This window comes from Roseomonas aerilata DSM 19363 (genome assembly GCF_000711725.1).
Taxonomy (GTDB): domain Bacteria; phylum Pseudomonadota; class Alphaproteobacteria; order Acetobacterales; family Acetobacteraceae; genus Roseomonas; species Roseomonas aerilata.
Genome location: NZ_JONP01000006.1, coordinates 12,384 through 37,790, shown reverse-complemented (window position 1 = coordinate 37,790; position 25,407 = coordinate 12,384). Strand labels below are relative to the sequence as shown.

The following is a 25,407-nucleotide window of genomic DNA, read 5'->3' as shown; positions in this document are numbered from 1 at the left end:
TTGGTGACTTCTAATGCGCGTTCAGGCCGAGATGCCGGTCGAGGATTTCCGGCGCGGCCAGCATCTCCGCCGCGGCCCCCTCCGCCGCCACCCGCCCGCGATCGAGGATCACGGCGCAATCGGCGATGGGGAGGATCTGGTGGGCGTGCTGCTCCACGATGATGGCCGTCATCCCCTCGTCCCGCACGAGGCGGCGAATGGCGGCCAGCAGGGCCTGGACGATCACGGGAGCCAGGCCCTCCAGCGGCTCGTCCAGCAGCAGCAGGCGCGGGTTCAGCATCAGCGCGCGGCCGAGGGCAAGCATCTGCTGCTCCCCGCCCGACAGCTCGTTGCCGAGGTTGCTCCGCCGCTCCTCCAACCGGGGCATCAGCCCGTAGACGGCGCGGAGGTCCCAGCGGCCGGGGCGTGCGACCGCGGTGAGGTTCTCCTCCACCGTGAGCGAACGGAAAATGTTGCGCTCCTGCGGCACCCAGCCGAGGCCCAGCACCGCACGCTTCTCCGTCGCCAGCCGCTCCAGCGGAACCCCGCCGAGGCGGATCGTGCCGGCCCGGCGCCGGGCCACGCCCATCAGCGCGCAGATGAGCGTCGTCTTGCCGGCGCCGTTGCGGCCGAGCAGCGCCATTGCCTCGCCCTCGCGCAGGGAAAGCGAGAGGTTCTCCAGCACCACACCCTCGCCCCACCCGCCGGTGAGGCCCTCCACGACGAGGAGCGGCTCAGCCATGCCCGATCTCCATTGTGCCGAGATAGGCCTCCTTCACGCGTGGGTCGCGCGCGATGGCGCCCGGCTCCCCATCCGCCAGCACGGCGCCCTGGGCGAGCACGGTGATCCGCTCGGCGAAGCGGAAGACGAGGTCCATGTCGTGCTCGATGAGCAGCACCGCCACGTCGCGCGGCAGGGCGGAGACGGCCTCCAGCACCTCACGGCTCTCGGCAGGCGGCACGCCGGCGGCGGGCTCGTCCAGCAGCAGCACGCGCGGCTTCATCGCCAACGCCAGCGCGATCTCCAGCAGCCGCTGCCGCCCATAGGCAAGCGAGCCCGTGCGCCCGTCCCGCCCGGCGATGGGGAAGCGTACGAGGTCGAGCAGCGCGTCCGCCTCCCGCCGCAGCGCAGGCATGGAGGAAACTGGGCGCCACCAGGTGCCGCCCGCCCCCGCACGCTCCGATACCGCCAGCACCACCGCCTCGCGCGGGGAGAGCTCGGCGAAGAGCTGGTTCACCTGGAAGGTGCGCGCCAACCCGCGCCGCACCCGCGCGTGCTGCGGCGCCGCCGTCACGTCCTCGCCGAGTAGCGCCACGCTGCCGGCGGTAGCGGGGATGGCGCCGGAGAGAAGGTTCACGAAGGTCGTCTTACCCGCGCCGTTCGGCCCGATCAGCGCGTGCCGCGCCCCCGCGGCCACCGAGAGGGAGACCTTGTCAACCGCCGTAAAGGCCCCGAAGCGGCGCGTCAGCCCCTGCGTCTGAAGGGCAGGGCCGCTCACGAGCCCGCCCCCCGCGGCATGAGCTTCCGCAGCAACCCCATCAGCCCGCCACGCCCGTAGAGGGCGAGCGCGATGAGCGCGATGCCCAGCCAGAACTGCCAGAAGATCGGACTCGCCTCGCTCAGCGCGTGGTGCGCGAGCGTGAAGGCCGCCGCCCCGATCAGCGCGCCATAGAGGCTGCCCAATCCGCCCAGCACCAGCATCAGCAGCCCGTCCGCCGAGCGCTGGAAGGAGAGCGCGTCGAGCGAGACGAAGGCCGTGGTCTGCGCCAGCAGCGCCCCCGCCACTCCGGCATAGGCCGCGGCCAGCGCATAGGCCACCGTCAGCCGCGTCTTCACCGGCACGCCCAGTGCCGGCGCCCGCCGCGGATTGCCGTTGATCCCCCGCAGCGAGAGGCCATAGGGCGAGGCCACGATCAGCTTTGCCAGCCAGAACAGCACGAAGAGAACGGCAAGGCTGTAGAGATAGGCGGTCTGTCCATAGAGATCGAAGCGGAAGACGCCGAGCACTGGCCAGACCTCCACCCCCTGCAACCCGTCCGCCCCGCCGGTGATCGCGGCGGCCTTGTTCGCGGCCTCGTAGAGCATCAGCCCGAGGCCGAGCGTCACCATCAGCCCCGCCAGCGCGCCCGACCGCAGCACCAGCGGCGCCGTCACCAGCCCCAGCACCGCCGCCACCGCCGCCGCCGCCAGCAGCCCGGAAAGCGGCTCGCCCCAGCCGTTCTGCGCCAGCAGCCCCGCCGTATAGGCCCCGGCCCCAAAAAAGGCGGCCTGCCCGAGCGTCACCACCCCCGCATAGCCGACGATCAGGTCCAGCGAGACCGTGAACAGCGCCGCGATGGCGATGGAAGAGAGCAGCGGCAACCTCTCCGGCATCAGGAAGTAGGCCGCGATCGCTGCCAGCCAGGGCACGGCGTGCAACAGCACCCGCATTAGGAACGCGCCTTCGCCAGCAGCCCGTCGGGACGGGCGAGCAGCAGCACGACCATGGCCGTGTAGATCACGAAGGCCCCCACCTGCGGCACCCAGTACTTCCCGGCGACGTCGAGCACGCCGAGCAGGATGGCCGCGACGAAGGGGCCGATGACGGAGTTCGCGCCTCCCACCGCCACCACCACGAGGAAGTAGACGAGGTATTTCAGCGGGAAGTTCGGATCGAGGCCCAGCACCTCCACCCCCAGCGCCCCGCCCAGCCCCGCGAGCCCCGAGCCGAGCGCGAAGGTAAGGGAGAAAATCCGCCCGACCGGCAGCCCCATGCCGCGCGCCACCACGCCGTCATCCACCGCCGCCCGCAGTCGCGCCCCGAAGCGCGTCCGCACGAGCCCGAAATGCAGCCCCGCCGCCACCGCTCCGCAGAGGAGGATGAGGAAGATGCGATAGCGTCCGAGGCCGATCCCCGCGAACTCCACGCGCCCCGAAAGCCATTCCGGCAGCTGGATGAGCTGCTGGCGCGCGCCCATCAGCCAGTCCGCGGCCGCGCCCATCACGAAGACCAGCCCGATGGAGAAGAGCACCTGGTCCAGGTGGTCCCGTCCATAAAGGCGGACATAGAGCAGCCGCTCCAGTACCCAACCCAGCGCCGCAGCCACCAGCGTCGCGGCCGCGAGGCTGGGCAGGAAGGGCACGCCCGCGCGGCTCAGCAGCACCACGCAGACATAGCCGCCGACCATGCCGAAGGCCCCGTGGGCGAGGTTCACCACGTTCATCAGCCCGAGCGTGACGGACAGCCCGACCGACAGCACGAAGAGCAGCATCCCACTCGCGACGCCGTCGAGCAGGACGGTGATGGCTGCGGCCATGCCCGGAGTTTCCCTACTGCCTTAGGCTGCGTCCTTCACGCCCTGGATCTTGTCGAACTCGACGTTCCAGAGCTGCCCGTCGCGGCGCTCCGTGCGGCGGATGTAGATGTCCTGCACCATCTCGCGCGTGGCGGGGTCGATCGAGACAGGGCCGCGCGGCGAGGTCCAGGACTGGCCCTTCATCGCCTCCACCAGCTTCGTGCCGTCCACATCACCGTTCGTGCGGCGCAGCGCCTCGGCCAGCAGGTGCATGCCGTCCCAGCCGCCCACCGCCATGAAGTTCGGGCGCATATCCGGCGCGACCGCCTTGAAGGCCTCGCGGAAGGCCGCGTTCTCGCGGCTCTCATGCGCGGTGGAGTAGTGGTGGGAGGTGACGGCACCGAGAACGGCGTCACCCATGTCGTTCAGGATGTCGTCGTCCAGCACGTCGCCCGTGCCGATCAGGCGGATGCCCGCCTCCTTCAGCCCACGCTCGCTGAACTGCTTGATGAGCGCCGATCCCTCGCCGGAGGGGACGAAGATGAACAGCGCGTCCGGCTTCAGGTCGCGCACGCGCTGCAGGAAGGGCGCGTAGTCGGGGTTGCGCAGCGGCGTGCGGATCTCGGCCACCACATTGCCGCCGGCGGCCGAGAAGGCCTCCTTGAAGGCTTTCTCGGAGTCGAGGCCGGGCGCGAAGTCCGTCACCATCGTGACCACGGACTTGATGCCGTTCTTCGCCGCCCATTCGGCCATCGGCCGCACCGCCTGCGGCAGGGTGAAGCTCGTCCGCACGATATAGGGGGAGCGCTGCGGGATGATGCTCGTCGCCGCCGCCATCACGATCATCGGCACCTTCGCCTCGGTCGCGATCGGGGCGGCGGAAAGCGCGAGCGGCGTCAGCCCGAAGCCGGCCAGGGCCCGCACGCGCTCGCGCACCACCAGTTCCTGCGCCAGGCGGCGGGTGACGTCCGGCGCCACGCCGGTGTCGTCGCGCAGCAGGATCTCGAGGCGCTTGCCGGCAACGGCGGCAGGGTTGGCGCGCAGCCAGGCCTTGATGGCCGCATCGATCTGCCGCCCCGTGCTGGCGAAGGGGCCGGTCATCGGCAGGACCAGCCCGATCCTGAACGGATCGCCCGACTGCGCCAGGGCAGGGCGGGCCAGCGCCGCCGGCAGGGCGGCGGCGGACAGAATGGCAGCGCGGCGGGTCAGCGTTGTCATGGACGTCTCTCCGGGGCCGGCACGGCCGTTCCCGTGCCCGTGGCGCCATTTCTCGCGCGGCTCGCGCCGCCGCGCTAGATGGGTCTCCAACGGATCGGGCGGGCAGGGACAGGAACCGGCCGATCCTGTAGGGGAGGGGCCGATCGCCCGCCCCGCCGGCCCTCTCCGGAGCATCCGATGTCGCAGACCAACACGCCCCCCGATTCCCGGCAGGCTGCCGCCGCCCTGGTACGGGAGGGCGCGGCGCGCCAGGCCGTGGGCGACGACCAGGGCGCCATCGCCCTGTACCGCCGCGCCTTCGAGCTGGAGCCGAACGAGCCGAACGCGATGAACCTCCTCGGCATCATCGCCCGCCAGCACGGCGACCTCGAGGGGGCGCTCGTCCTCTCCTCCCGCGCCGTCGCGGCCATGCCGGACAGCCCGGTGTTTCTGGCCGCCCGCGGGGCGACCCTGGCCGCTGCCGGGCAGCTGGAGGAGGCCGTCACCGTCCTCTCCCGCGTCGCCTCCATTCGGCCGGGCGACGCGGTCTCCCGCCGCAACCTCGGCCAAGCCCTCTGCGCGCTCGGACGCGTGGGGGAAGCCCTGCCGCATCTGCACGAGGCGGTGGCTCTCGCCCCCGTCGATCCCGAGGCGCAACTCGCCCTCGCCCATGGCCTGCGCGAGGCCGGCGCCCCGGGCGCGGCCGAGGCCGCCCGCCGCGCGCTCTCGGCCGGCGGGGCGGTGGGTGCCCAGGCGCGCTTCTTCCTCGCCTCCCTTGGCGAGGGCAAGGCGCCGGCCCGCCCGCCCGAATCCTATGTCCGCAACCTCTTCGACACCTACGCGCCCCGCTTCGAATCCGAGCTGACGGGCACCCTGGGCTACCGAACGCCCGATGCCCTGGCCGAACTCCTCCGCGGCGCCACCCCGTCGACCGGCGAGCTGGAGGTGCTCGACCTCGGCTGCGGCACCGGCCTTTCCGGCCAAGCCCTCCGACCCTGGGCGCGGCGGATGACGGGCGTGGACCTCTCTCCGCGCATGCTCGACATCGCGCGCCAGCGCGGCATCTACGACGTGCTGGAGGAGGCGGAGCTGGTCACCTTCCTTGCCGCCCATCGCGGGGAGTACGACCTGATCGCGGCCTCCGACGTGCTGAACTACCTCGGCGACCTCGCCCCCGCCCTCAACGCCACCGCGGCGGCCCTTCGCCCCGGCGGCTACGCCGCCTTCAGCATCGAGACCGGCGAGGGCGCGCCCTATGCCCTGGGGGAGGGAATGCGCTACCGCCACGACCCGGCCCACGTGCTGAAGCTCGCCGAGGCCACCCGCCTGCACCCCGTCGCGCGGGAAGAGGTGGTGCTGCGCGAGGAGCGCGGCGCCCCCGTGGCCGGCACCCTGCTGGTGCTGCGGCGCGTCTAAAACGCCTTCAAGCCGCGGCCCGCACCCCCAGCAGTCCGCCCGCCAGCGCCTCGAGGTCCCGCGCGGCGTTGCAGCCTGGATGGCGCGTCAGCAGCGGCGCCTGGTGGCGGATGGCATCCCGCACCTTGGCATCCCGCCGGACCACACCCGCCAGCGCCACGCCCCGGCCGAGGAAGCCGCGGCAGGCCCGGTCCAGCGCGCCGTGTGTCCGCGCCCCCTGGGCCGCGTCGGCCGCGAGGTTCACGACCACCCGCGCATCCGCCCCCGGCGCATCCCGCGCCAGTAGCTTCAGCACCGCATAGGCGTCGGTGAGGCTCGTCGGCTCGTCGGTTGCCACCACCAGCAGGGTGTCGCATCCCGCCGACAGCCGGCGCGGCACCGGGTCCAGCCCCGCGCCGATATCGAGCACCACGTGATCGTAGGGGGCGCCGCGCAGCAGCGCCAGAAAGCGGTCGATCCAGCCGGGATCGAGCGCGGCCAACCCGCCGGAACCCGAGCGGCCGGGCAGCACGTCGAACCCCTCCTCCCGCGTGACCACGGCTTCGCGCAGCGGCACCTGCTCCGCCAGCACCGCCATGAGATCCTGCCGGACGGACAGCCCGAGCTGCACGTCCACGTTCGCGAGGCCAAGATCTCCGTCCGCCAGCAGCACGCGCCGCCCGGCGCGGGCGAGGGCCTGGGCGAGGCCGATGGCCAGCACCGTCTTGCCCACGCCGCCCTTGCCGGAGGCGATCCCGATCAGCCGGGCCCCGTTCGTCGGGACAATGTTCATGCGGCCTCCTGCGGGCGGCGTGCGGGGCCGGCGAGGCGCGCCGACAGCCAGGCTGGGGTGAGGGGGGTCAGGCCATCGGCCGCGCCGGGGCCCGTGCCGGCCTCGGTCAGCGCGAGCGGCCCGGCGAGGGCGGCGGCCAGCACGGCCCCGAGGCGCCGCGCGCCGTCCAGGCGCGTCGGCAGCAGGTGGCGGGCACCGAGCGCCGCAAAGGCGCGCGCCGTTTCCGCCGCTTCCTCGGCATCCAGACCCGCGGGCATGACCAGCAGCGGTGCGGCATCGGTCACGCGCAGCAGGGCGAGGAGTTGTTCCGCCTGGGCCGGGTCGAAGGGGTCGCAGCCGGCGGTATCAAGCAGCATCGGTTGGCCCCGTGTCCGCCGCGCCAGGGCCTGGGCGAGTTGTGCGCCGGTACCCGCCACCGCCAGTGGTGCGCCGAGCACGCGGGTGAAGGCGGCGATCTGCTCCGTCGCGCCCGCCCGCTGCGAATCGGCTGTCACGACCAGCGGGATGTTCCCCTGCAGCACGAGGCGCGTGGCGAGCTTGGCGCAGGTGAGGGTCTTGCCCGCGCCGGGTGGGCCAACCAGCGCCAGCGGCCGCGCCGATGCGTCCGGCACCTCCGCGAAGCGAAGCGCCGTGGCCAGCGCGGACGGGCTGCCAGCTCCGATCCTTGCGCGCAGGGCGGCGGGCATGTTGTGGCGCGCCAGAGCGTCCGGCGGACCCGGCACCGGTGCAGCGGCGGCCGGCGGCGGCGGGAGAGGAGGCTCCTCCGCCGGCTCCAGCGCGGCCGTCACCTCGACGCCCGAGGCGGTGCGCCGGGTGGAGAGGATGAGCGCGTCCGGACCCAGTGCCTGGCGACACTCCGCCATGGCATCTGCCATCCTGGCAGCGCGGAAGACTCGAAGCCGCATGGGTACAGCCTGGGGCCCCCGTGGTTACCCGATGATGAAGGCTAGACGGCGCCCACCGTGCGAATGCGCGCGCGGGGATGGATCTCCGTCTGCGCCAGCACGGCGGTGGAAGGGCGAAAGCGCTCCACGATCGCGCGCACATGGGCGCGCACCGCGGGGCTGCAGACGAGCACGGGCTGGTCACCCATGGCGGTCGCCTTGTCGAAGGCGTCCCGCACGCGCTGCATGAACTCGTGCAGGCGGGAGGGTGCCATCGCAAGCTGCCGCTCGTCGCCCGGGCCGATCAGCGCCTCGGCAAAGGCCTGCTCCCACTCCGCGGAGAGCGAGATCAGCGGCACGTAGCCTTCCGGCCCGCGCGCCGCGTCCGAGAGCTGGCGGGCCAGCCGCGTCCGCACCACCATGACGATGCCGGGCACGCCCCGTGCGCCCGTGGCCAGCGCCTCCTGGACGCCCTCCAGGATCGTCGGCAGGTCGCGGATGGAGACGCGCTCCGCCAGGAGCGCCTGCAGCACGCGCTGCACGCCGCCCGTCGTGATCTGCGCGGGGATGAGGTCGGCCAGGAGCTTGGCGTTCTCGGCCGGCAGGTCGTCCAGCAGCTTCTGCGCCTCTGCGTGGCTCAGCAGCTCCGGCATGTTCTCGCGCACCACCTCGGTCAGGTGGGTGGCCAGCACGCCGGCGCCGTCCACCACGGTGCAGCCGCGGGCCAGTGCCTCCTCGCGCCGGTGCTCCTCGATCCAGAGCGCTGGCAGCCCGAAGGTGGGCTCCTCACAGGCCTCGCCCGGCATATCCGGGCGATTGCCCGAGGGGTCGATTGCGAGCTGCATCGGGATCCGCAGCTCGCCCCGCCCGGCCTCGATCTCCTTCACGCGCACCACGTACTCGTGCGGGCGCAGGTGCAGGTTGTCCTGCAGGCGCACGCTCGGCAGCACGAAGCCCATCTCCTGCGCGACGGTCTTGCGAAGATTGCGGATCTGGTCGGTCAGCCGCGGCCCGTCGCCGGCCGCGAGCGAGAGCAGCCCGTAGCCCAGCTCGATGCGCAGCAGGTCGATCCGCAGGGTATCCGCGATCGGTGGCTCGGGCGCGACCGCTGGCGGCGCCGCAGCCACGGCCTCCGCCGCGTCGTCGGACTTGTTGCGGCTCCAGGCGCCCGCGCCGAAGCCAGCGGCGAGCAAGAGGAAGGGGATCAGCGGCATGCCAGGCAGCAGACCCATCATCGCGGCGGCACCGGAGGCGATCCAGAGCGGCTTGGCCAGGCCCAGCTGCTGGACCATCGCCTTGTCCGCCGTGCCCTCGGTGTTGCCCTTGGTAACCACGACGCCGGCCGCGACCGAGGTCAGCAGCGCCGGGATCTGCGAGACCAGCCCATCGCCCACCGTGAGGGATGCAAAGGTGGAAATGGCGTCGAGGAAGGGCAGCCCGTGCCGCCCAGCGCCGATCGCGATGCCGCCGAGCAGGTTGATGAAGGTGACGATCAGCCCCGCGATGGCGTCGCCGCGCACGAATTTCGCGGCACCATCCATGGCGCCATAAAAGCCGCTCTCCGCCTCCAGCTCCGCCCGGCGGATGCGCGCCACCTTCTCGTCGATGAGGCCGGAGGAGAGGTCGGCGTCGATCGCCATCTGCTTGCCGGGCATGGCGTCCAGGCTGAAGCGCGCCGCGACCTCGGCGATGCGGCCAGAGCCCTTCGTCACCACCATGAAGTTCACGACGAGGAGGATGGCGAAGACGATCAGCCCTACCACCACGTCGCCGCCCATCAGGAAGCCGCCGAAGGCCGAGACCACGTGGCCCGCCGCCGAAGGGCCCTCATGCCCGTGGGTGAGGATGGTGCGCGTGGTCGCGACGTTCAGCGCCAGGCGCAGCAGCGTGGTCAGCAGCAGGATCGTCGGGAAGGAGGTGAAGTCGAGCGGCCGCTGGAGGAACAGCGCGGTCATCAGCACGAGCACCGACAGCGTGACCGAGAGCGCGAGCCCCGCGTCCAGCATCGGCACCGGCAGCGGCACCACGAGCACGACGATGAGCATGCCGACGCCGAGCGCCAGCGCCACGTCCGTGGAGGCGCCGATCGTCCGGACCCAGGCGGGCAGCGCGACCATGGCTCAGCCCATCGCGTAGGGGAAAGGGGCCACGGGCATCTGCCCGGGCGCGACCGGGACCGGCGCCCCTGCCGCGCGGTACTCGTGCAGCTTGTTCCGCAGCGTACGGATCGAGATGCCGAGGATCTCTGCCGCGCGCGTCCGGTTGCCCAGGCAATGCGTCAGCGTCTCGATGATGAGGTCGCGCTCGACCTCCTCCATCTTCCGCCCGACGAGCGCCGCGACGCCAACGGCCCGCGCGGGCTGCGCCGCAGCCTCGCTGACGGCACTGGCGGCGGTCGCGGCGCGCGGCAGCGGGGTGTGCAACTCCACCGCCTCCGCGCCGATCTCGTCGCCTTCGGCCAGCAGCACGGCGCGGTGCACGGTGTTCTCCAGCTCCCGCACATTACCGGACCAGGGATGGGCAAGCAGCGCCGCGCGCGCGGCAGGGGAGAAGCGGCGGTGCGGCAGCCCATTTGCCTCCGCGTAGCGCCGCGCGAAGTGCTCGGCGATGGGCAGGATGTCGTCGGGGCGGTCGCGCAGCGCGGGAATTCGCAGGGCCACCACGTTCAGGCGGAAGAACAGGTCCTCCCGGAAGCGCCCCGCCGCCACCTCGGCCGCGAGGTCGCGGTTGGTAGCCGCGAGGATGCGGACATCCACCTTCACCGGGCCCGCGCCGCCGAGCCGGTCGATCTCCCGCTCTTGCAAGGCGCGCAGGATCTTCGCCTGCAGGCGGGGGTCCATCTCGCCGATCTCGTCCAGCAGCAGCGTGCCGCCGTCGGCCTGCTCGAACTTGCCGCGCCTGGCCGCCACGGCGCCGGAGAAGGCGCCCTTCTCGTGGCCGAACAGCTCGCTCTCCAGCAAGGCCTCCGGCAGGGCCGCGCAGTTGAGCGCGACGAAGGCGCCCTGGGCGCGGCGGGAGTGCTGGTGAATGTAGCGGGCCAGCACCTCCTTGCCCGTGCCGCTCTCACCCGTGATCAGCACGCTCGCCTCCGCGCGCGCGACACCCTCGGCACGGCGCAGCACGGCGGCCATGGCGGGGTCGCGGTGCACGGGCGCGTCGGGCTCCCCGGTCGCGGCCTGCAGCATCGCCGCGATCAGGTCGGCGTCCGGCGGCAGGGGCAGGAACTCCTTCGCCCCCGCCTGGATCGCCCGCACGGCCGAGGCCGCGTCCGCGTTGCGCCCGCAGGCGATCACCGGGCAGGAGATCCGCTCCGCCTCGAGGGAGGAGACCATCCAGCCGACGTCGTGCAGCACGTCGCAGAGGATAAGGTCGAAACCCTCCGTCCGCGCCATGGCCAGACCGGAGGTGACTCCGTCCGCCTGCCGCAGACGCGCCCCGCGCGACATCGCGATCCGCGCCGCGTGCCCGAGCTCCGCCTCGAGGCTGCCGATGATGAGAAGGCGCGTCATCCTGCCCGGTCCGCCTTCACGATTTCCGTCATCGTCACGCCGAGGCGATTGTCCTCGACCATGACCACCTCGCCGCGGGCGACGAGGCGGTTGTTGACATAGATGTCCACCGCCTCTCCCAGCTTGCGGTCCAGCTCCACAACCGCGCCGCGTCCCAGCTTCAGGAGCTGACTGACCTGAAGCGTTGCGCGTCCCAGCACCGCGCTGACCTGCACGGGGATGTCATAGACGGCGTCCAGGCCCTGGCTCGCACCGGGCGGGCGGGGCTCGCCGGCCTCATTCGCGGAAACGGGCTCGAATCCATTCGTCACAGGCTGTCTCCTGTTTCATCCGGGGGCGTCAGCCGCAGCGCCTCCAGGCATTCCTTGATGGCCGCGCGGCGGCGGGAAAGGTCGAGCTCGAGGCCGCCATGCTTCCAGGTGATGCGCGCATCCCCCTCCGGCAGCGCTGAATCGGGCTCGATCGGCAGGCCAAGCGCACCGAAGCGGGTGCGCGCGTGATCAAGCAGGGCAGGCGGCACCTGCAGTGTCGCGCCACTTGGCGCGTCCTCCACGGGGCCGAGGGCCTTTACCAGCGGCTCCAGCAGCGCCGCCGCCTCGCGCGCGGCGGCGCCGGGGAGGGCGGCGTCCACCATGCCGACCAGCAGCGAGGCCAGCGCATGCGCGCCCGCATCGCTCGCCTCCCGTGCGGCGGCGCGGGCGCCCTCGAGTTCCAGCAGCGCCACGCGGATCGCCTCGTCCCGCAGGGCGTCGCGCGACACCTGCTCGGCCGCACGCCCGCGGGCCTCGCCCTCCCGCAGGCCGGCGGCGTGCCCCTCGCGGCGGGCCTCCTCCAGTCGGTCCTCGATTGCGGGCGGCGGCGGCTCGGCGGGGATCGTCGGGGCCGGCGCGTCCAGGTCGGGAAGGGAGAGGCCCCGCAGACCGGTCATCAGGATCGAGGAACTCAGCATGGCAGCATCCAGGCGAAGCGCGTCACGCGATCATGGCCTCCTGCCCGTCCTCGAGTTGGATCTGGCCGGAGGCGGCTAGATCCTTCGCGGCCGCGACCATCGCGGCCTGCGCCTCGTCCACGTCGCGCAGCCTGACGGCGCCGAGCGCGGCCACGTCGTCCTTCAGCATCTTCGCCGCGCGCTCCGACAGGTTGCGGTAGAAGAGGTCCTTCAGCGGCTCGCTCGCCCCCTTAAGCGCCAGCGCCAGCTTGTCCTTCTCCACGCTGCGCAGCAGGAGCTGCACGCCCTGCCCGTCCAGGCGGGCGAGATCGTCGAAGGTGAACATCAGCGCCCGGATGCGCTCCGCGCTCTCGCGGTTGCGCTCCTCCAGCGCGGCCATGATCCGCCCCTCGGCGGCGCGGTCGAGGTTGTTGAAGATCTCGGCCATGACCTCGTGGCTGTCCTGGCGGCTGGCGCGCGCCAGGTTGCTCATGAACTCCATCTTCAGCGTGCGCTCGACGCCCTCCAGCGCCTCCTTCTGCACGGTTTCCATGCGTAGCATCCGCATCACCACCTCCATGGCGAAGCCCTCGGGCAGCAGCGCCAGCACGCGCGCCGCATGATCGGGCTTCACCTTGGAGAGCACGACCGCGACCGTCTGCGGGTATTCGTTCTTGAGGTAATTCGCGAGAACGGCCTCGGACACGTTGCCGAGCTTGTCCCACATGGTGCGGCCGGCGGGGCCGCGGATCTCCTCCATGATCTGCTGGACGCGATCCTTCGGCAGCGTCTTGAGCAGCATTCGCTCCGTCGTCTCGTAGGAGCCGACGAGCTTGCCGGTCGCGCCCAGCGCGTCGGAGAACTCCTTGCAGAGATCCTCCACCACCGTCGCGTCCACGACGCCGAGCGTCGCCATGGCGGCCGAAACGTCCTTGATCTCGTCCTCGTGCAGCCGGGCGAAGAGCTTCTCGGAGTGCTCCTCCGCCAGGGTGAGAAGGATGACCGCAGCCTTCTGCGGTCCGTTCAGGGGCGATACCATCGTCAGGCTCCTTCAGGGGCAAGCCAGCCACGGATCACGGCCAGCCCCTCGTCAGGGTTGCTCTCGACCAAGGCGTTCACTCTCGCGATCGAAGAGGCGCGGAGCTGGCCTTGCACGCGGCTCATGGTGACCATCGATTCATCCTCAGGCGCGCCGTCATCCGAACCAGCCAGGACACTGCCCGGTCCGGCCAGGGCGCCCATGGCGGCCGGCCCGGCGAGGGCCGCGCCCGCGGCCCCGGTTACGCCCGGCAGTGCGGTCCCCTCCGGCCCCGCGGCCAGCGCCGGCGGGACGAGGGTCGCGGTAAGCCGCCGGGTCATGGGGCGCACGACAAGGAGGATCGCGAGCAGGGCGACGACGGCGTAGAGCGCCGACTCCACCAGTCGGGCGACCGTCGCCGGCCCGATCCCCAGGCCCAGCACGCCCGCATCCATCGGGCTGTCGCCGCCCTCGGGCGCCGCGAAGCGCATGGAGACCACCTCCACCCGGTCGCCGCGCCGCTCATCGAAGCCGACCGCGCTGCGCACGAGCGTGCCGATGCGGGCCAGCTCCTCGGCACCTCGCTCGCGGAAGGCGGGCGGCGTTCCCTCCCACACGCCGTCCACCAGCACGGCGACGGAGAGGCGGCGCACCACCGGGTGCTCGCGGACCGTGTTGCGGACGGTCTTGCCGATTTCGAAGTTCGTCGTTTCCTCGGACTTGCTCTCCGAGGAACCGCCGCCCCCACCAGCCCCGTCCGCCCCTGGAAGCTGGTTGGCGACGGAGACATTCCCGCCATCCGCGCCGCGCGACTGCTCCTGGCTGTTCTGGACGCTGCGCGGCACCTGGTTCTCGGGGTCAAAGCGCTCCTCGGTCGTCTGGACGCGGTCGAAGTCCATCTCGACCGTCGCCTCGGCCCGCACACGGCCGGCGCCGAGGCTGCGCTCCAGCATCTCCTCGAGGGAGCGGGCGATGCGCATGCCCTCGGCACGGCGCATCTCCTCCTGCGTGGCGGCGGCGGCGGGGCCGCTCACGGCCTGCCCACCGCGCGCCAGCAGCTCGCCGCGGCTGTCCACGATGGAGACGTTTCTCGCCTGCAACCCGGGTACGGCGGTCGCCACCAGGTGCAGCACCGCCTGCACGCCCTCCCGGTCCAGCCGCTGCACGCCCTGCATGGTCAGCACCACGCTCGCCTGCGCCTCGGATTGCTGGCGCGAGAAGGCCTCCCGGCGAGGAAGAACGAGGTGCACCCGCGCGGCGCGCACGCCGGCCAGGCCGCGGATGGTCCGGGCCAGCTCGCCCTCCATGGCGCGCAGCCGGTTAACGTCCTGCTGGAAGGGCGTGGTGGTCAGGCTCTCGCCGCGGTCGAAGATCTCCCAACCGACATTGCCGCCGGCGGGCAGCCCCTCACGCGCGAGGGAGAGGCGAAGGCGTGGTACCATTTCCTCGGGCACGAGGATGGTCGTGCCGCCCGCGCCGAGCCGGTAGGGCACCTTCTGGCGATCCAGCGTCGCGACCACCGCCCCGGCATCGCGCGCATCCAGGTCGGAGTAGAGGAGCGCCATGCCCGGCTGCCCGGCGCGCATCCCAAACCAGGCGAGGAGCCCGAGAACGGCGAGCGCCGTTCCCCCCATCGCCGCGAGGCGCACCGGCCCGAGGGCACGCAGCTGCTCCAGGAAGCCCGGCATTCAGCGGCTCCCCGCGCCGAACGGTCCGGAAGAACGAACCCCAACCTCTCGCATCCCGCGGCCCTCTCGAGCCGGCATTCTGCCGGCCCGGCAATCTTTGCCGGGTCGGGGTTAAGAGGAGGTTACCAAGGTTCCCTTTGCGTTAGGTTCCGGCCCCGATCGAGCGCACCTTGTCGAAGGTATAGGTCGCGCCGCCGATGCGAAGATTCAGCACCCCGTCCGCGCGCTCCGCCGCCGTCGCCGTGCCGATGACGGTGAAGCTCGTCGCGGCGGCGCCGCCCGAGGCATCCGCGCCCGTCACGGCCACCTTGTAGGCGCCGTCCGCCAGCTTGTTCCCGGTTGCGTCGCGCCCGTCCCATTGCCAGTCCTGCGCGGACGGGCCGAGGCTCACCTGCGCCTCCCGCAGCGTCCGCCCGGCGCCGTCCAGCACCGCCACCCGGGCCGTCCGGGCATTGCCCGCGGCCGGCAGGCGGATGGTGGCGCTGCCGTTCTGCAGCGGCAGCGAATCGCCCTCCACCTCCACCCGCTGGCCCATCAGCGGCGCCGCCGCCGTCAGCTGCGACGCCTGCTGGAGCGAGACCATCTGCTCGAGGTTCTTGTTCATCGAGATCTGCTGCTCGACGGAGGCGAACTGCACGAGCTGGTTCGTCATCTGGTTCGTGTCGAGCGGATCGGTCGGCGACTGGCTCTTCAGCTGCGTCGTGAGCAGCGAGAGGAAGTTGTTGAAGTTGCCGGCAAGCTGCGTGCCCGACTTTGAGGCCGCGGACGTTGCCGTCGTGCTGCTCGCCGCGGTTGCCCCGGCGGTCGCGGTGGTGGCCATGGTTACCTTCCTAGATCGCGATATCGAGCAGGCCGAGCAGGGCCCGGTGCTGCGTGTTCGATGCCTCCGGCGGCTCGCCCGCCGTGCCGCGCCAGGGACCACCCTGGCGGCCACTCCCCTGGCCGCCGCCGCGGCCACCCTCGGACCAGCCGGTGCCGCTCTGGCCGTTCCCGGGGGCACTCCCCTGGCCCCCTGCATCCCCGCCCAGGAGCGAGAAGCTGATGCTCCGGCCGCCGTCGCCGCCGATCCCGGCACCCCCGAGGGCCCGGTCCAGCGAGGCGCCGTCCCGCGCCAGCAGCGCGAGGGTCTCGGGCCGTTCCGCCGCCACTTGGACGCGCGCGCCTTCCCCCACCCGCTCCACCGTCACCTCCACCCGGCCTAGTTCCACGGGATCGAGGCTGAGGCTGATCCGCCCGTCCGCGCCGCCCCCCAGGGCCAGCGCGATCGCAACAGGCGCCACCTGCTCGGACGGCGCCACGCGCGGCATCAGGCGCGGGGCCGCGCCTGCCTCCGACGGAGGCGCGGCGACCGGCATTGCGGCGAGGGGCGGGCTTTGCGCCGGCATGGCCGGAGTGGGCAGGGCAGACGACGCCGTGGCGGACACGAGGGGTGCCGCCGTGACCTCGCCCGCCGCACGCACCTGGCCGGCTTCCGAGGTTTTCCCACCCTCGCCGAGAAGGATGTCAAAGCCCGAGGGTGTGGATCTCGAGGATCGCTCTGCAACCGGTGGCCCCAACAGGCCGGGTCCATCGGCCTGTTGCCCCGGATGCTCCGCCTGCGCCTGTTTCTCCGCGGAGACGGAGGCCTTCCTGGCTCCGTCCGCCTCGGCCACGGTCCCACCTATTCCCGCCTCGCCAGCCGCGGCCGAGCGGACCGAGGCGGGCGCAGGGGAGGAGGGACCGTTGGCTGCCCTATTGGCAGTCCCGGTCGTCGGCCGGCCCGTTCCGCCCCCCCCGGCCGTCCCCGCAGGGCCCGTCGCCGGATTCGCCGCGGGCGAAGCGGGCGACGGGGCCTGCCCGGCGGTCGGGGACGGAATCACCGCCACAGGGGGCTCCTGCGGCGGAACGCCCGACTCCGCAGCCATTTTCGGCGGCGTGAGGTCGGGGCCAGCCGTCTCCGCCCCGGCACCAGTGGGCAGCGCCGACAAGGGGAGCACGGGCGCATCCTCCGTCGGCGCGAGCTCGCTCGTTTCGCCATCGGCGCTCGGGTCGGCGTCGTCCTTCGCATCCACCGGCGCGGGAACCCCCTGGCCGACGGGCGCCCCCTTGCCGGGCTGAGCGGCCTGTCCGGTTGGCGAGCTCCCGGTAGGAGGAGGCAACGGCGTTTTGCCGGCCGCCAGCTTCGCCGGGTTGCCCGCCACGACTTGCCCCGCATTTTGCGGGACGGCAGAAACTGGGGAAGGGATCGCTGCTTCCCCAGGCCGGCCTTCCTGGCCGGCGACTTCCATAGGCTGGGCCTGCCCACCCGCTACCCCACCCGGGGGCAACGCCTGACCCGGAAGAGCCTGACCCGTGCCACCCTGGGCCAAGACGGCCTGCGCCCCCGCGGTTTGGCCCTGGGCGACCTGCCCCGGAACCCCTTGGGCAGGAATCGCCGGCGCCGCGCCACCCGCAGCGGGCCTGGGCCCGGCACCGACCGGCGTCGTGGCGGCGGATCCACCCTCCTCCCGCACATGGCGGAGGGTCTGGTGGAAACCCTTCCCGGCAGAGGTGGTCCCGCCGGTCGCGGCGGGCGCCGCCGTGGCGGGGCCGGTTGTCGGCAGGCTGTCCAGCGCTTCCATGCTCGGCTCCGCTCCTCGGGGGGCACTGTCAGCACGGCCCCGCAACCCCCTCCGCAAGCCGCTTGCCAGCGCCTGGCCACGCCGCGCCGGCACGCTCGTCCCTCAGGTCGGCAGGCTTTGCCGGGTGAGCGGCAAGGGGCGCCGCGAAACCCCGCGCGATGGCTGGCACATCGGTTGCGCCAGCGTCCCCACCCGGGCGGCCGGGCCGGGCGGTGCAGGTGGAGTTCTAGGCCCCCCGGCGCCGGTCCGGCCGCCCCACCACAACCCCACAGGACAGGGAGCCAGCATGTCGCTCTACGCCTCGATGAACACGGCCATCAGCGGTCTCACCGCGCAGGCCCGTGCGCTGGGCAACGTGGCCGACAATGTCGCCAACAGCCAGACCACCGGCTTCAAGCGGACGGACACGAATTTCGTCTCCTACGTCACCCGCTCGAACCAGCAGGTGAACCAGCCGGGGTCCGTGATCGCACGACCGAACTACACCATGACGGTGCAGGGCACGGTGCAGCCCTCCGATAACCCTCTTGCCATGGCCATCGCCGGGCAGGGAATGTTCGCGGTCGCCATGCCGGCGGGCCGGGAGAACAATCAGCCCACCTTCGACGCCCGCACCTTTTACACGCGCGCGGGCGACTTCGACATGGACCAGGACGGCTACATGGTTAACAGCCAGGGCTACTACCTGCAGGGCTGGGCCACTGACGCTGCGGGCACGCCAGACCGGACGGTGGTCAAACCGATCCGCATCGACAAGTCCGTCTACAACCCCGTGCCCACCGGGAACGTGAACGTCTCGGCGACCCTGCCGGTGACCTCCGCGACGGGCGAGGTGTCGATGCCGGTCCAGGTTTACGACAGCCTTGGTACTCAGCACGCGGTGAACCTGAGCTGGAAGAGGGACGAGCTGAACCAATGGACGCTCAACGTCTCCGTCCCGGACGACAAGAGCGGCGTCACCACGCGCACCATCCAGGCGCAGTTCGGCATCGCAGCGACCCCTCTGCCGCCAGAGGGCAGCACGGAGACTCCTGTAGTGCCGGACGGCCAGCTCGGCTCCTTCTCCGGCGAGGGCACGATCACACCTCCCGACCCAATCCCGGACAACGGCCTGTTGCCGACGGCCGCCACGCTTGGAAATCCCGCCAGCGTCGCCTTCAGCGTCGATTTTGGCCAGGGGCCGCAGACCGTCAGCCTCAACTTTGGCAATTACGGCACCAACTCGACCGTCACGCAGTTCGACGGGAAGACGAATGAGAACTCCTTCTCGCAGGACGGCGTGCCGCTCGGCGCCTTCTCGAACGTGTCCCTGTCAGAGAGCGGTGACGTGTCCGTCAACTACGACAACGGCCAGTCCCGCACGATCGGTCGCGTGCCCATCGTCAGCTTCGCCGATCCGGACAAGCTGCAGAAGACGGACGGCCAGGCCTACCTCCGCACAAACGAGAGCGGCGACGCCCGGGTGAACGACGCCAACTCCAACGGCGCAGGCAAGATCGTTACCTCCTCGCTCGAGAGCTCGAACGTGGATCTTGCTTCGGAATTCTCCAAGCTCATCCTCGCGCAGCGTGCCTATTCCGCAAACACGAAGATCGTGACCGCGGCCGACGAGCTGCTACAGGACACGCTGAACATGCGGCGCTGATGCCGGGCTTCGCCAGAACGGCGATGCCTAGCCGCGGCGCCGGCCATGGCGCACCCCCAGCAGGAGCCCAGCAGCGCCGATGAGCCTCGACCTCGCCCTCTCCATCGCGCGCAGCGGCCTGTCCCATATCAACCGGCAGCTCGCGCAATCCGCCGCCAACGTCGCGAACGCAGCCACCCCCGGCTACACCCGCAAGGAGGTCCAGGCAGCCTCCAATGTCGCCGGCGGGCTGTCTGCGGGCGTGCGTAGCCAGGAGGCGACGCGGGAGGTGGACACGGCGCTGGTGATGCAGATGAACGCCGCCCGCGCCGCAACGGGCGCGGCCGAGGTGCGCACGCGCCTGCTCCAGGGGGTGGAGGTCGCCCACGGCGCCGCCGGGCAGTCCATCGGCGACCTGACGGCCGCGCTCGGCGACGCCTTCGTCGCGCTCCGCGCCAACCCCTCGGACGCGCTCCTCCAGGCCCGCGCCGTCGATGCCGCGGACGGGCTGGCCGCGCGCTACAACACCGTCTCGGCCGCCGTCCAGTCCGCCCGCCAGGACGCGCAGGACGGCATGGTGGCCGATGTGGACCGGCTGAACGGCGCGCTCCGCCAGGTTTCCTCGCTGACCGATCAGATCCTGCCCATGCGCGTGCAGGGCCGGAGCACCGCCGAGCTGGAGGACCAGCGGGACGCGGCCATCGCGACCATCTCCTCCATCATGGAGGTGCGCGCCGTCGCCCAGCCTGACGGCGGCGTGACGCTGATCTCGGCCGGCGGGCTGAACCTGCCGCTCCGCTCCACCACCGGTCCCTTCTTCATGGACCCCGCGACGACGGGGGTGGAGGCCTTCCATGGGGCCGGCGGCAGCCTGCCGGGCGTGATACTCGGCAAGACCGACATCACCGCGCAGCTCGGACGCGGGACGCTCGCGGCCTATGCGGACCTGCGCGACCGGGAACTACCCCTGGCCCAGGCCGAGCTCGACGTCTCCGCCGCCAACCTTGCCTCCCGCTTCGACGCGCAGGGGCTCACGCTCTTCTCCAACGCCGCCGGCACCGTGCCCGACCCCTCCACCCCCTACGCGACCGGGGGCTGGATCGGCTTCGCCGGTTTCATCGGGGTGAACGCCGCGGTCAGGGCGGAACCGGCCCAGCTGCGGGACGGTTCCCACGCGGTGGCGGACGGCGCCGGCGGGGCGAGCGGCTTCACGCCCAATCCCCCGGGCGGCCCGGCCGACTTCACCACCCTGCTCGACCGCGTGCTGAACCGCACCTTCGGCCCGGAGGTCGCGCCCGGCACCGCCCAGCCCGGCTTCGCGATCACCGGCCTCGGGCCCGACGGAACCCTCTCCTCCCGCCTGCGGGCGGCAAGGACACTGGGCGATCAGGCGGCGCAGGTCGTTTCCTCCCAGACCTCCCTCCGCGCCGTGGCCGAGGTGGAGGGCAAGTCCAGCGGGGACCTGCTCACCTCCCTCGAGACCCGCTTTGCCGCGCGCTCGGGCGTGGACATGGACAAGGAGCTGGCGGCGATGGTCACGCTGCAGACCGCCTATTCGGCCAATGCCCGGATCCTCTCGGTGGTGCAGTCGATGTACGACAACCTTCTCCAGGCGGTGCGGTGATGGCGATAGCAGGAGTGGGGAACGGCAGCCTGGCCTGGCTGATCGCGCAGTCCTCGACGCTGAAGACGCAGCTCGGCACGCTTTCCGCCCAGTCGGTGGACGGGAAGCGCGGCACCTTCTACGGCGACATCGCCGGGCAAGCGGGGCGCGCCATCAACCTGCGCGGCGGGGTGGCCCGGGGCGAGGCCCATGCGCAGGCGATCGACCGCGCGCTGAGCCGCACCACCATCGCCCAGAGCACGATGACGCAGCTCTCCTCCATCGCGGAGAACTTCCTCACCCAGGCGGGCAAGATCAGCCGCGCCGACACCAGCCGCATCAGCGCCCTGGCGGATAGCGCCCGGCAGGCGATCGGGCAGGTGGCCTCCCTGCTGAACGCGAAATCCGGCAGCGACTACCTCTTTAGCGGGGCGGACACGGCGAACCCGCCCATTCCGGACCCTGATGGCATCATGGCGACGCCCATGGCCCAGGGCATCGCGGACGCGGTCGCCTCGCTCGCGCCCGGCAACGGGGACGCGGTGAACGCGGCAGCGCTGGCGGCGGCCAGCAGCACCGCGCCGGGAGACACCCCCTTCTCCGACTACCTCCTCGATCCCGCGCGGGGCCGGCAGGATGCCCGCCCGAACGTCCTCGCCGAGGATGGCCAGGCGGTCGCCGTCGGCCTTTTCGCCAACCGCAACGCCACCGAGCCGGCCAACCCCGGCAGCCCCGAGGAGGGAGGCTGGTCACGCGACCTCCTGCGCGGGCTGATGACGCTCGCCAGCCTCACGCCCGACAAGACCGCCTCGGGGCAGGATTTCGACAAGGTGCTCGGCGGCATCACCGGGGCGCTGAAATCCGCCATGACCGGGCTAGGTGTCGAGTCGGGCGCCCTCGGCATGTCCGAGGCGAAGCTCGAGGCTGCCAAGACCCGCCATGAGGAGCTCGGCGTCACCCTCAAGACCCAGCTCGCGGATGTTGAGGAGGTGGACCTCGCCTCGACGCTCGCGGCCATGCAGGACACGCAGAACCGGCTGCAGGCGTCCTGGAAAGCCCTTTCAATGCTCTCGGGACTGTCACTAACGCAGTTCCTGCGCTGATGCCCCGATTCAACCCCTGTTAACCGCGCCGGGCTCAGGATGAGCTCTCACCGCAAAAGGCGGAACGCAACGGGTGAGGCCTGAAGAGGCCTCCTTCGGACAGGAAAGGGGCAAGACGTGGCCCTGAACTCAGTCAACACGAATGTCGGCGCGCAGGTGGCGCTGCAGTCGCTCAATCGCACGAACGACGCGCTGGCCGTGACGCAGAAGCGCATTTCCACGGGCTATCGCGTGGCGGATGCCAAGGATGACGGCGCGGCCTTCGCCGTCGCCCAGTCCGTGCGCGCGGACATCGCGGGCCTGACCTCGGCGAACGAGCAGATGGGCGGCGTGAAGGGGGTGCTCGACACCACCCTCGCGGGGCTCACCAAGGTCTCGGACACCATGAGCAACATCCGCGGCGTGCTGGTGAAGCTCGCCGACGGCACGCTCTCGACCGACCAGCGCTCGCAGTACGAGTCGCAGTACGACGGGCTCAAGAAGCAGGTCGAGAACTTCCTCTCGGATGCCACCTACAACGGCCGCACACTGCTGAGCACGAGCACCGACGCCGGCGGCGGCGACATCGCGACGGTGCGCAACGAGACGGGCACGACCTACACGCTCTCGGCCGTCGACAGCACGACACTGACCATTGCGGACAAGCCCACCAGCGCGGAGGCGGCTGCCTCGGCGCTGGCCTCGGGCGGCGACTTCACGACGAAGATGGGGGCCATCAACACGGCGCTGAACACCTTCGGCGGCAACAACAACTACCTGGATGCCCAGGTATCCTTCAACAAGGAGAAGATGGTGTCGTTGGACACGGGCCTTGGTGCCCTGGTCGATGCCGACCTCGCGAAGGAGAGCGCGAAACTTCAGTCGCTCCAGATCAAGCAGCAGCTCGGCACTCAGGCCCTCAGCATCGCCAACCAGGCGCCGCAGAGCCTGCTGAGCCTCTTCCGCTGAACGGTGCGGCGCCGTGAAAGATCCACGGTGCCACGCTCCGTTTCCCCTCCATCGCGCCGGGTGGCGAGACGCCCCCGGCTGCGGTGCGGCGACGGCCCCGCCCGCCGTCCACCGCCTACCACGAAGGAACGCGAAGATCGTGTCCACGTTGGTTCTAGAGCTGCGCCAGGGCGACCTCATGGTCGTGAATGGTGCACCCATACGCTTCCGCAACCGCACGCGCATCGAGCTGACGGCAAAGGCCCGCTTCCTCTTCGGCAAGCAGATCCTCTCGCCCGAGGCCGCGGATACCCCTGCGCGCCGGATCTACTTCGCCCTGCAGACCGCCTATATCGGCACGGAAGACGAGCGCGAGCGGGGTCTGGAAGCCGCCCGCGTCCTGATCGCGGAGTTCCAGGCCGCGACCACCTCGGCCCTGGCCTCCGCCATGCTCGACCGCGCGCTGACCGCGGCCGAGGAGGATGACTGCTACACCGCCCTCAAGCTCGCCCGCCGCGTGATGCGGCACGAGGAGGCGGTGCTCGGCATTGCCCCACCACCCAACTCCCGTCCCGTGCCGGAGGAGATGACCGCATGATGCAGCACAGCAACCCGCTTTCCGCCTATCGGGCGGCGAGGTCGGCCATGCCGGTGAGAGCGCAGGAGGCCGACGTGTTCCGCCGTGTGACCGGCTCGCTCCGCGCTGCGCTGGATGGCGGGGCAGAGAGCACGCTGCGCCGCGCGCGTGCCCTTTCCGACAACCGCCGCCTCTGGCTCGCGGTGGAAGGCGTGCTGGTCGATCCCACCAACGGCCTGCCGCCGCCGCTCCGCGCCTCCATCATCTCCGTCGGCCGCACCGTGCTGAAGGAGATGGAGTCCGAGAAGCCTGATCTCGCCTTCCTTATCGAGGTGAACGAGAACATCGCGGCTGGCCTGGCCGGAACGGGCTGACGGGCGGGGTGGGGGCATGTCCGGCTCGATCGCCCTTGCCCTGCTCGGTGGTGGCGGCACCTCCGCCACCGCGGATGCCGCCAGCGCCGTGGCCGCGCTCCGCCGAGCCTCTGCCGCCGGCGCAGAGACGAAGGGCGTCGCTGCCACCGCCAAGGAGGCCGCGGTCAAGCTCGCGATCACCCGCTTCAAGGAGGGGATTTCGCGCGCGAAGGATGTCGAGACAGCGCTGCGCGACCCACGGGTTTCGGCCGTGCTGCTGCCGGCCCTCGGGCTTCCGGACGCGACGGACGTGCCGGGCCTCGCGGTTCGCGCCCTGACATCGGACCCCAAGGATCCGAAGTCCGTCGTGGCCAAGCTGTCCGACACGCGCTGGAAGTCGGCCGCGACCACGCTCAACCTCGCGAAGCGTGGCATGGACGCGCTGCGCGATCCCGCCGTCCAGCAGAAGCTCATCGACGGCTACACCTCCTACGAGTGGCGCCTCTCGAAGGATGGGGAAGCCTCGGGCATCTCGGACGCCCTCTATTTCGAGAAGCGCATGGCCACCGGGAAGGCACCCTCGGTCTACGAGGTGCTCGGCGATGCCGTGCTGCGGCGCGTGGTCACCGGTGCGCTCGGCCTGCCGGCTTCCCTCGCCATCCAGGAGGTGACCACCCAGGCACGGGCCATCACCTCGCGCGTCGACCTGTCGAAGCTGAGCGATCCGAAGCAGGCCGCGAAGCTGGCGGAGCGCTACGTTATGTCTGCCAACAACGCCGGCAGCGCGAGCTCCCCGCTGCTCAGCCTATTCGGCTGAGACGCGACGGTCGGGCGTCTGACTCGCGGGGACCGTCGAGTCCCGTCGATGCCCGCACGCTTCTCGCGGTGGGAAGCGGGCGTGCTCACGGTGGCCGTGCCGCTCTGTGGCCTGTCGGTCGGCCCTATCTGGCGGCTAACGAGGCGCTGTCAGCCCGCGCGCCAGCCGAGCCGGCGATCGAGCCAGTTGCGGTAGTCGAGCACGGCATCCGGCGGCGGGGTCAGCAGGGCGAAGGCCTCGGCGGCGGAGGTTCCAACCAGCGGCTGATCATCCCCGGCGGTCGCCCGCTCCTCCTCCTGCCAGCGCGGAGCAGCCATCCGCCACGCGGCCAGGCTGTCCGCCGGGCTCAGCACGGGCGCGACGAGCGCTGCCCGGATTTGCAGGGCCGCCACGGCGGCCACCACCGCGCGCGCCAGGGGTGCGGCGAGGGGAAAGGGGGCAAGCTCCGCCCGCTCGGTCTCGGCCAGGCCCGGGAAGCCATACCATGGCGTGGCGCCCATCGCCTGCGCGCGTGTCAGCGGTTCGGGGCCGAGGATGATCAGCGCGTCCGCCCCACCCGCTGCGAAGCTGGCCTCGGGCATGCCCACCAGCGGAAGCGCCGGCAGGCCGAGCAGATCCAGCGCGGCGAGGGCCGCCGCCTCCGGCACCTCAGCGGAAGGCATGGCGACCCTCAGTGGCGCGCCGCCGCGGCCGGGCAGGGGCCCCCGCCCCGCCAGCACCGCCCCACGCCAGGAGAGCAGCAGCGGCACCCAGGCGCGCGGCTCGAAGCGCGCGCGGGGTGATCCGGTCAGGCGCGCGTGGCAGGCCCAGCCGGGCAGGGCGAGAAGGCTGGGGCCCCCGGCACCGTCGAGGGTGGCGAAGCGGTTCGCTGCCGTCACCCCATCGGGCCCGCCGAGCAGGGCGAGGCGGATGGTGCCCGGCCGCTGCATCCCGCGCGCCAGGGCTTGGCCCGCCCGCACGGCCCAGCGCGCGCAGTCACCGTCCTCCGGCCCTGGGGCGAGGATCGTCGCGCCCTCGCTCGCCCGGGCAGGGGCGGCGCCCAGCACGCCGAGTCCCATCGCCCCCCGGCCAAGCGCCCGACGAGTCAGGGGGGTGTCGCCTCGCGGGCCCGGCGGCGGAAGGGCGGTCATGTTGGC

The 25,407-nt window shown here is 71.9% G+C and carries 24 protein-coding genes; 8 read left to right on the top strand and 16 right to left on the bottom strand.

Going from position 1 to position 25,407, the window contains the following annotated elements; all coding sequences use genetic code 11:
- Window positions 1-10: 10 nt before the first annotated feature.
- The 5 genes from BO39_RS08565 to BO39_RS08545 are packed head-to-tail and all read right to left on the bottom strand — an operon-like array spanning window position 11 to window position 4,473.
- Window positions 11-721, bottom strand: coding sequence for an ABC transporter ATP-binding protein (locus BO39_RS08565; protein WP_043832056.1), 711 nt, complete (start codon window positions 719-721; stop codon window positions 11-13).
- Complete coding sequence (locus BO39_RS08560; protein ID WP_043832053.1) at window positions 714-1,478, bottom strand: ABC transporter ATP-binding protein; 765 nt, start codon at window positions 1,476-1,478, stop codon at window positions 714-716. Before BO39_RS08560 ends, BO39_RS08565 begins: the two co-directional genes overlap by 8 nt.
- Window positions 1,475-2,410 carry a branched-chain amino acid ABC transporter permease gene (locus tag BO39_RS08555; RefSeq protein ID WP_043832051.1) on the bottom strand — a complete coding sequence of 312 codons (936 nt, stop codon included), beginning with the start codon at window positions 2,408-2,410 and terminating at the stop codon, window positions 1,475-1,477. Before BO39_RS08555 ends, BO39_RS08560 begins: the two co-directional genes overlap by 4 nt.
- The gene (locus BO39_RS08550) at window positions 2,410-3,276 is read right to left on the bottom strand and encodes a branched-chain amino acid ABC transporter permease (protein ID WP_043832048.1); all 867 of its coding nucleotides are present in this window, start codon (window positions 3,274-3,276) and stop codon (window positions 2,410-2,412) included. Before BO39_RS08550 ends, BO39_RS08555 begins: the two co-directional genes overlap by 1 nt.
- Window positions 3,277-3,297: 21 nt before the next feature.
- On the bottom strand, window positions 3,298-4,473 hold the full coding sequence (locus tag BO39_RS08545) for an ABC transporter substrate-binding protein (RefSeq protein ID WP_043832047.1): 1,176 nt from the start codon (window positions 4,471-4,473) through the stop codon (window positions 3,298-3,300).
- 177 nt (window positions 4,474-4,650) lie between these two features.
- Between BO39_RS08545 and BO39_RS08540 the strand changes: the two genes are divergently transcribed.
- Window positions 4,651-5,868: a methyltransferase gene (locus BO39_RS08540; protein ID WP_084697968.1), complete on the top strand. Its 1,218-nt coding sequence runs from the start codon at window positions 4,651-4,653 to the stop codon at window positions 5,866-5,868.
- Window positions 5,869-5,875: 7 nt separating this feature from the next.
- Here the strand turns inward: BO39_RS08540 and BO39_RS08535 are convergent, their stop codons facing one another.
- From BO39_RS08535 to fliK, 10 genes are all read right to left on the bottom strand, one after another.
- A complete protein-coding gene (locus tag BO39_RS08535) occupies window positions 5,876-6,640 on the bottom strand; it encodes a nucleotide-binding protein (RefSeq protein ID WP_043832046.1) in 765 nt (254 codons plus the stop codon).
- Window positions 6,637-7,503: a flagellar biosynthesis protein FlhF gene (locus BO39_RS08530; RefSeq protein WP_084697967.1), complete on the bottom strand. Its 867-nt coding sequence runs from the start codon at window positions 7,501-7,503 to the stop codon at window positions 6,637-6,639. Before BO39_RS08530 ends, BO39_RS08535 begins: the two co-directional genes overlap by 4 nt.
- Window positions 7,504-7,586: 83 nt before the next feature.
- The gene (gene flhA, locus BO39_RS08525) at window positions 7,587-9,641 is read right to left on the bottom strand and encodes a flagellar biosynthesis protein FlhA (RefSeq protein ID WP_052401825.1); all 2,055 of its coding nucleotides are present in this window, start codon (window positions 9,639-9,641) and stop codon (window positions 7,587-7,589) included.
- Window positions 9,642-9,644: 3 nt separating this feature from the next.
- Window positions 9,645-11,033 carry a sigma-54-dependent transcriptional regulator gene (locus tag BO39_RS08520; protein WP_043832044.1) on the bottom strand — a complete coding sequence of 463 codons (1,389 nt, stop codon included), beginning with the start codon at window positions 11,031-11,033 and terminating at the stop codon, window positions 9,645-9,647.
- Window positions 11,030-11,344 (bottom strand): flagellar motor switch protein FliN, encoded by a 315-nt coding sequence (gene fliN / locus BO39_RS08515; protein WP_043832043.1) that lies wholly within the window; start codon window positions 11,342-11,344, stop codon window positions 11,030-11,032. Before fliN ends, BO39_RS08520 begins: the two co-directional genes overlap by 4 nt.
- Window positions 11,341-11,982, bottom strand: a complete 642-nt coding sequence (locus tag BO39_RS29755; protein WP_052401824.1) for a FliH/SctL family protein — start codon at window positions 11,980-11,982, stop codon at window positions 11,341-11,343. The genes fliN and BO39_RS29755 overlap by 4 nt, the downstream gene beginning before the upstream one ends.
- Before the next feature lie 22 nt (window positions 11,983-12,004).
- Window positions 12,005-13,000, bottom strand: coding sequence for a flagellar motor switch protein FliG (fliG, locus tag BO39_RS08505; RefSeq protein WP_043832042.1), 996 nt, complete (start codon window positions 12,998-13,000; stop codon window positions 12,005-12,007).
- Window positions 13,001-13,002: 2 nt separating this feature from the next.
- Window positions 13,003-14,667, bottom strand: a complete 1,665-nt coding sequence (fliF, locus tag BO39_RS08500; RefSeq protein ID WP_043832041.1) for a flagellar basal-body MS-ring/collar protein FliF — start codon at window positions 14,665-14,667, stop codon at window positions 13,003-13,005.
- Window positions 14,668-14,809: 142 nt separating this feature from the next.
- Entirely contained in the window at window positions 14,810-15,487 is a 678-nt protein-coding gene (locus BO39_RS08495; RefSeq protein ID WP_043832040.1) for a flagellar hook assembly protein FlgD, read from the bottom strand.
- 10 nt (window positions 15,488-15,497) lie between these two features.
- The gene (gene fliK / locus BO39_RS33590; RefSeq protein ID WP_169742745.1) at window positions 15,498-16,127 is read right to left on the bottom strand and encodes a flagellar hook-length control protein FliK; all 630 of its coding nucleotides are present in this window, start codon (window positions 16,125-16,127) and stop codon (window positions 15,498-15,500) included.
- 1,426 nt (window positions 16,128-17,553) lie between these two features.
- Between fliK and flgE the strand changes: the two genes are divergently transcribed.
- From flgE to BO39_RS08455, 7 genes are all read left to right on the top strand, one after another.
- Window positions 17,554-18,912: a flagellar hook protein FlgE gene (flgE, locus tag BO39_RS08485; RefSeq protein ID WP_043832035.1), complete on the top strand. Its 1,359-nt coding sequence runs from the start codon at window positions 17,554-17,556 to the stop codon at window positions 18,910-18,912.
- Window positions 18,913-18,991: 79 nt separating this feature from the next.
- Complete coding sequence (locus tag BO39_RS08480; protein WP_043832033.1) at window positions 18,992-20,515, top strand: flagellar hook-associated protein FlgK; 1,524 nt, start codon at window positions 18,992-18,994, stop codon at window positions 20,513-20,515.
- The gene (locus BO39_RS08475) at window positions 20,515-21,597 is read left to right on the top strand and encodes a flagellin (RefSeq protein ID WP_084697963.1); all 1,083 of its coding nucleotides are present in this window, start codon (window positions 20,515-20,517) and stop codon (window positions 21,595-21,597) included. The genes BO39_RS08480 and BO39_RS08475 overlap by 1 nt, the downstream gene beginning before the upstream one ends.
- A 117-nt stretch (window positions 21,598-21,714) precedes the next feature.
- Window positions 21,715-22,545: a flagellin gene (locus BO39_RS08470; protein WP_052401823.1), complete on the top strand. Its 831-nt coding sequence runs from the start codon at window positions 21,715-21,717 to the stop codon at window positions 22,543-22,545.
- A gap of 139 nt (window positions 22,546-22,684) precedes the next feature.
- A complete protein-coding gene (locus tag BO39_RS08465) occupies window positions 22,685-23,122 on the top strand; it encodes a flagellar biosynthesis repressor FlbT (RefSeq protein WP_052401822.1) in 438 nt (145 codons plus the stop codon).
- Entirely contained in the window at window positions 23,119-23,475 is a 357-nt protein-coding gene (locus tag BO39_RS08460; RefSeq protein ID WP_052401821.1) for a flagellar biosynthesis regulator FlaF, read from the top strand. The genes BO39_RS08465 and BO39_RS08460 overlap by 4 nt, the downstream gene beginning before the upstream one ends.
- 16 nt (window positions 23,476-23,491) lie before the next feature.
- Complete coding sequence (locus BO39_RS08455; RefSeq protein WP_043832029.1) at window positions 23,492-24,271, top strand: DUF1217 domain-containing protein; 780 nt, start codon at window positions 23,492-23,494, stop codon at window positions 24,269-24,271.
- A gap of 149 nt (window positions 24,272-24,420) precedes the next feature.
- Here BO39_RS08455 and BO39_RS08450 read toward each other — a convergent pair whose 3' ends face one another.
- Complete coding sequence (locus BO39_RS08450) at window positions 24,421-25,401, bottom strand: hypothetical protein (protein WP_156963589.1); 981 nt, start codon at window positions 25,399-25,401, stop codon at window positions 24,421-24,423.
- Window positions 25,402-25,407 lie beyond the last annotated feature (6 nt).

Bases quoted from the DNA above. Each gene is read 5' to 3' on its own strand.
- BO39_RS08460 (WP_052401821.1), top strand. From the start codon at position 23,119: ATGATGCAGCACAGCAACCCGCTTTCCGCCTATCGGGCGGCGAGGTCG.
- BO39_RS08495 (WP_043832040.1), bottom strand. From the start codon at position 15,487: ATGGCCACCACCGCGACCGCCGGGGCAACCGCGGCGAGCAGCACGACG.
- fliG (WP_043832042.1), bottom strand. From the start codon at position 13,000: ATGGTATCGCCCCTGAACGGACCGCAGAAGGCTGCGGTCATCCTTCTC.
- BO39_RS08565 (WP_043832056.1), bottom strand. From the start codon at position 721: ATGGCTGAGCCGCTCCTCGTCGTGGAGGGCCTCACCGGCGGGTGGGGC.
- BO39_RS08520 (WP_043832044.1), bottom strand. From the start codon at position 11,033: ATGACGCGCCTTCTCATCATCGGCAGCCTCGAGGCGGAGCTCGGGCAC.
- BO39_RS08545 (WP_043832047.1), bottom strand. From the start codon at position 4,473: ATGACAACGCTGACCCGCCGCGCTGCCATTCTGTCCGCCGCCGCCCTG.
- BO39_RS08550 (WP_043832048.1), bottom strand. From the start codon at position 3,276: ATGGCCGCAGCCATCACCGTCCTGCTCGACGGCGTCGCGAGTGGGATG.
- BO39_RS29755 (WP_052401824.1), bottom strand. From the start codon at position 11,982: ATGCTGAGTTCCTCGATCCTGATGACCGGTCTGCGGGGCCTCTCCCTT.
- BO39_RS08480 (WP_043832033.1), top strand. From the start codon at position 18,992: ATGAGCCTCGACCTCGCCCTCTCCATCGCGCGCAGCGGCCTGTCCCAT.
- fliF (WP_043832041.1), bottom strand. From the start codon at position 14,667: ATGCCGGGCTTCCTGGAGCAGCTGCGTGCCCTCGGGCCGGTGCGCCTC.
- BO39_RS08450 (WP_156963589.1), bottom strand. From the start codon at position 25,401: ATGACCGCCCTTCCGCCGCCGGGCCCGCGAGGCGACACCCCCCTGACT.
- BO39_RS08475 (WP_084697963.1), top strand. From the start codon at position 20,515: ATGGCGATAGCAGGAGTGGGGAACGGCAGCCTGGCCTGGCTGATCGCG.
- BO39_RS08455 (WP_043832029.1), top strand. From the start codon at position 23,492: ATGTCCGGCTCGATCGCCCTTGCCCTGCTCGGTGGTGGCGGCACCTCC.
- flgE (WP_043832035.1), top strand. From the start codon at position 17,554: ATGTCGCTCTACGCCTCGATGAACACGGCCATCAGCGGTCTCACCGCG.
- BO39_RS08530 (WP_084697967.1), bottom strand. From the start codon at position 7,503: ATGGCGGAGTGTCGCCAGGCACTGGGTCCGGACGCGCTCATCCTCTCC.
- BO39_RS08535 (WP_043832046.1), bottom strand. From the start codon at position 6,640: ATGAACATTGTCCCGACGAACGGGGCCCGGCTGATCGGGATCGCCTCC.
- BO39_RS08540 (WP_084697968.1), top strand. From the start codon at position 4,651: ATGTCGCAGACCAACACGCCCCCCGATTCCCGGCAGGCTGCCGCCGCC.
- BO39_RS08555 (WP_043832051.1), bottom strand. From the start codon at position 2,410: ATGCGGGTGCTGTTGCACGCCGTGCCCTGGCTGGCAGCGATCGCGGCC.
- flhA (WP_052401825.1), bottom strand. From the start codon at position 9,641: ATGGTCGCGCTGCCCGCCTGGGTCCGGACGATCGGCGCCTCCACGGAC.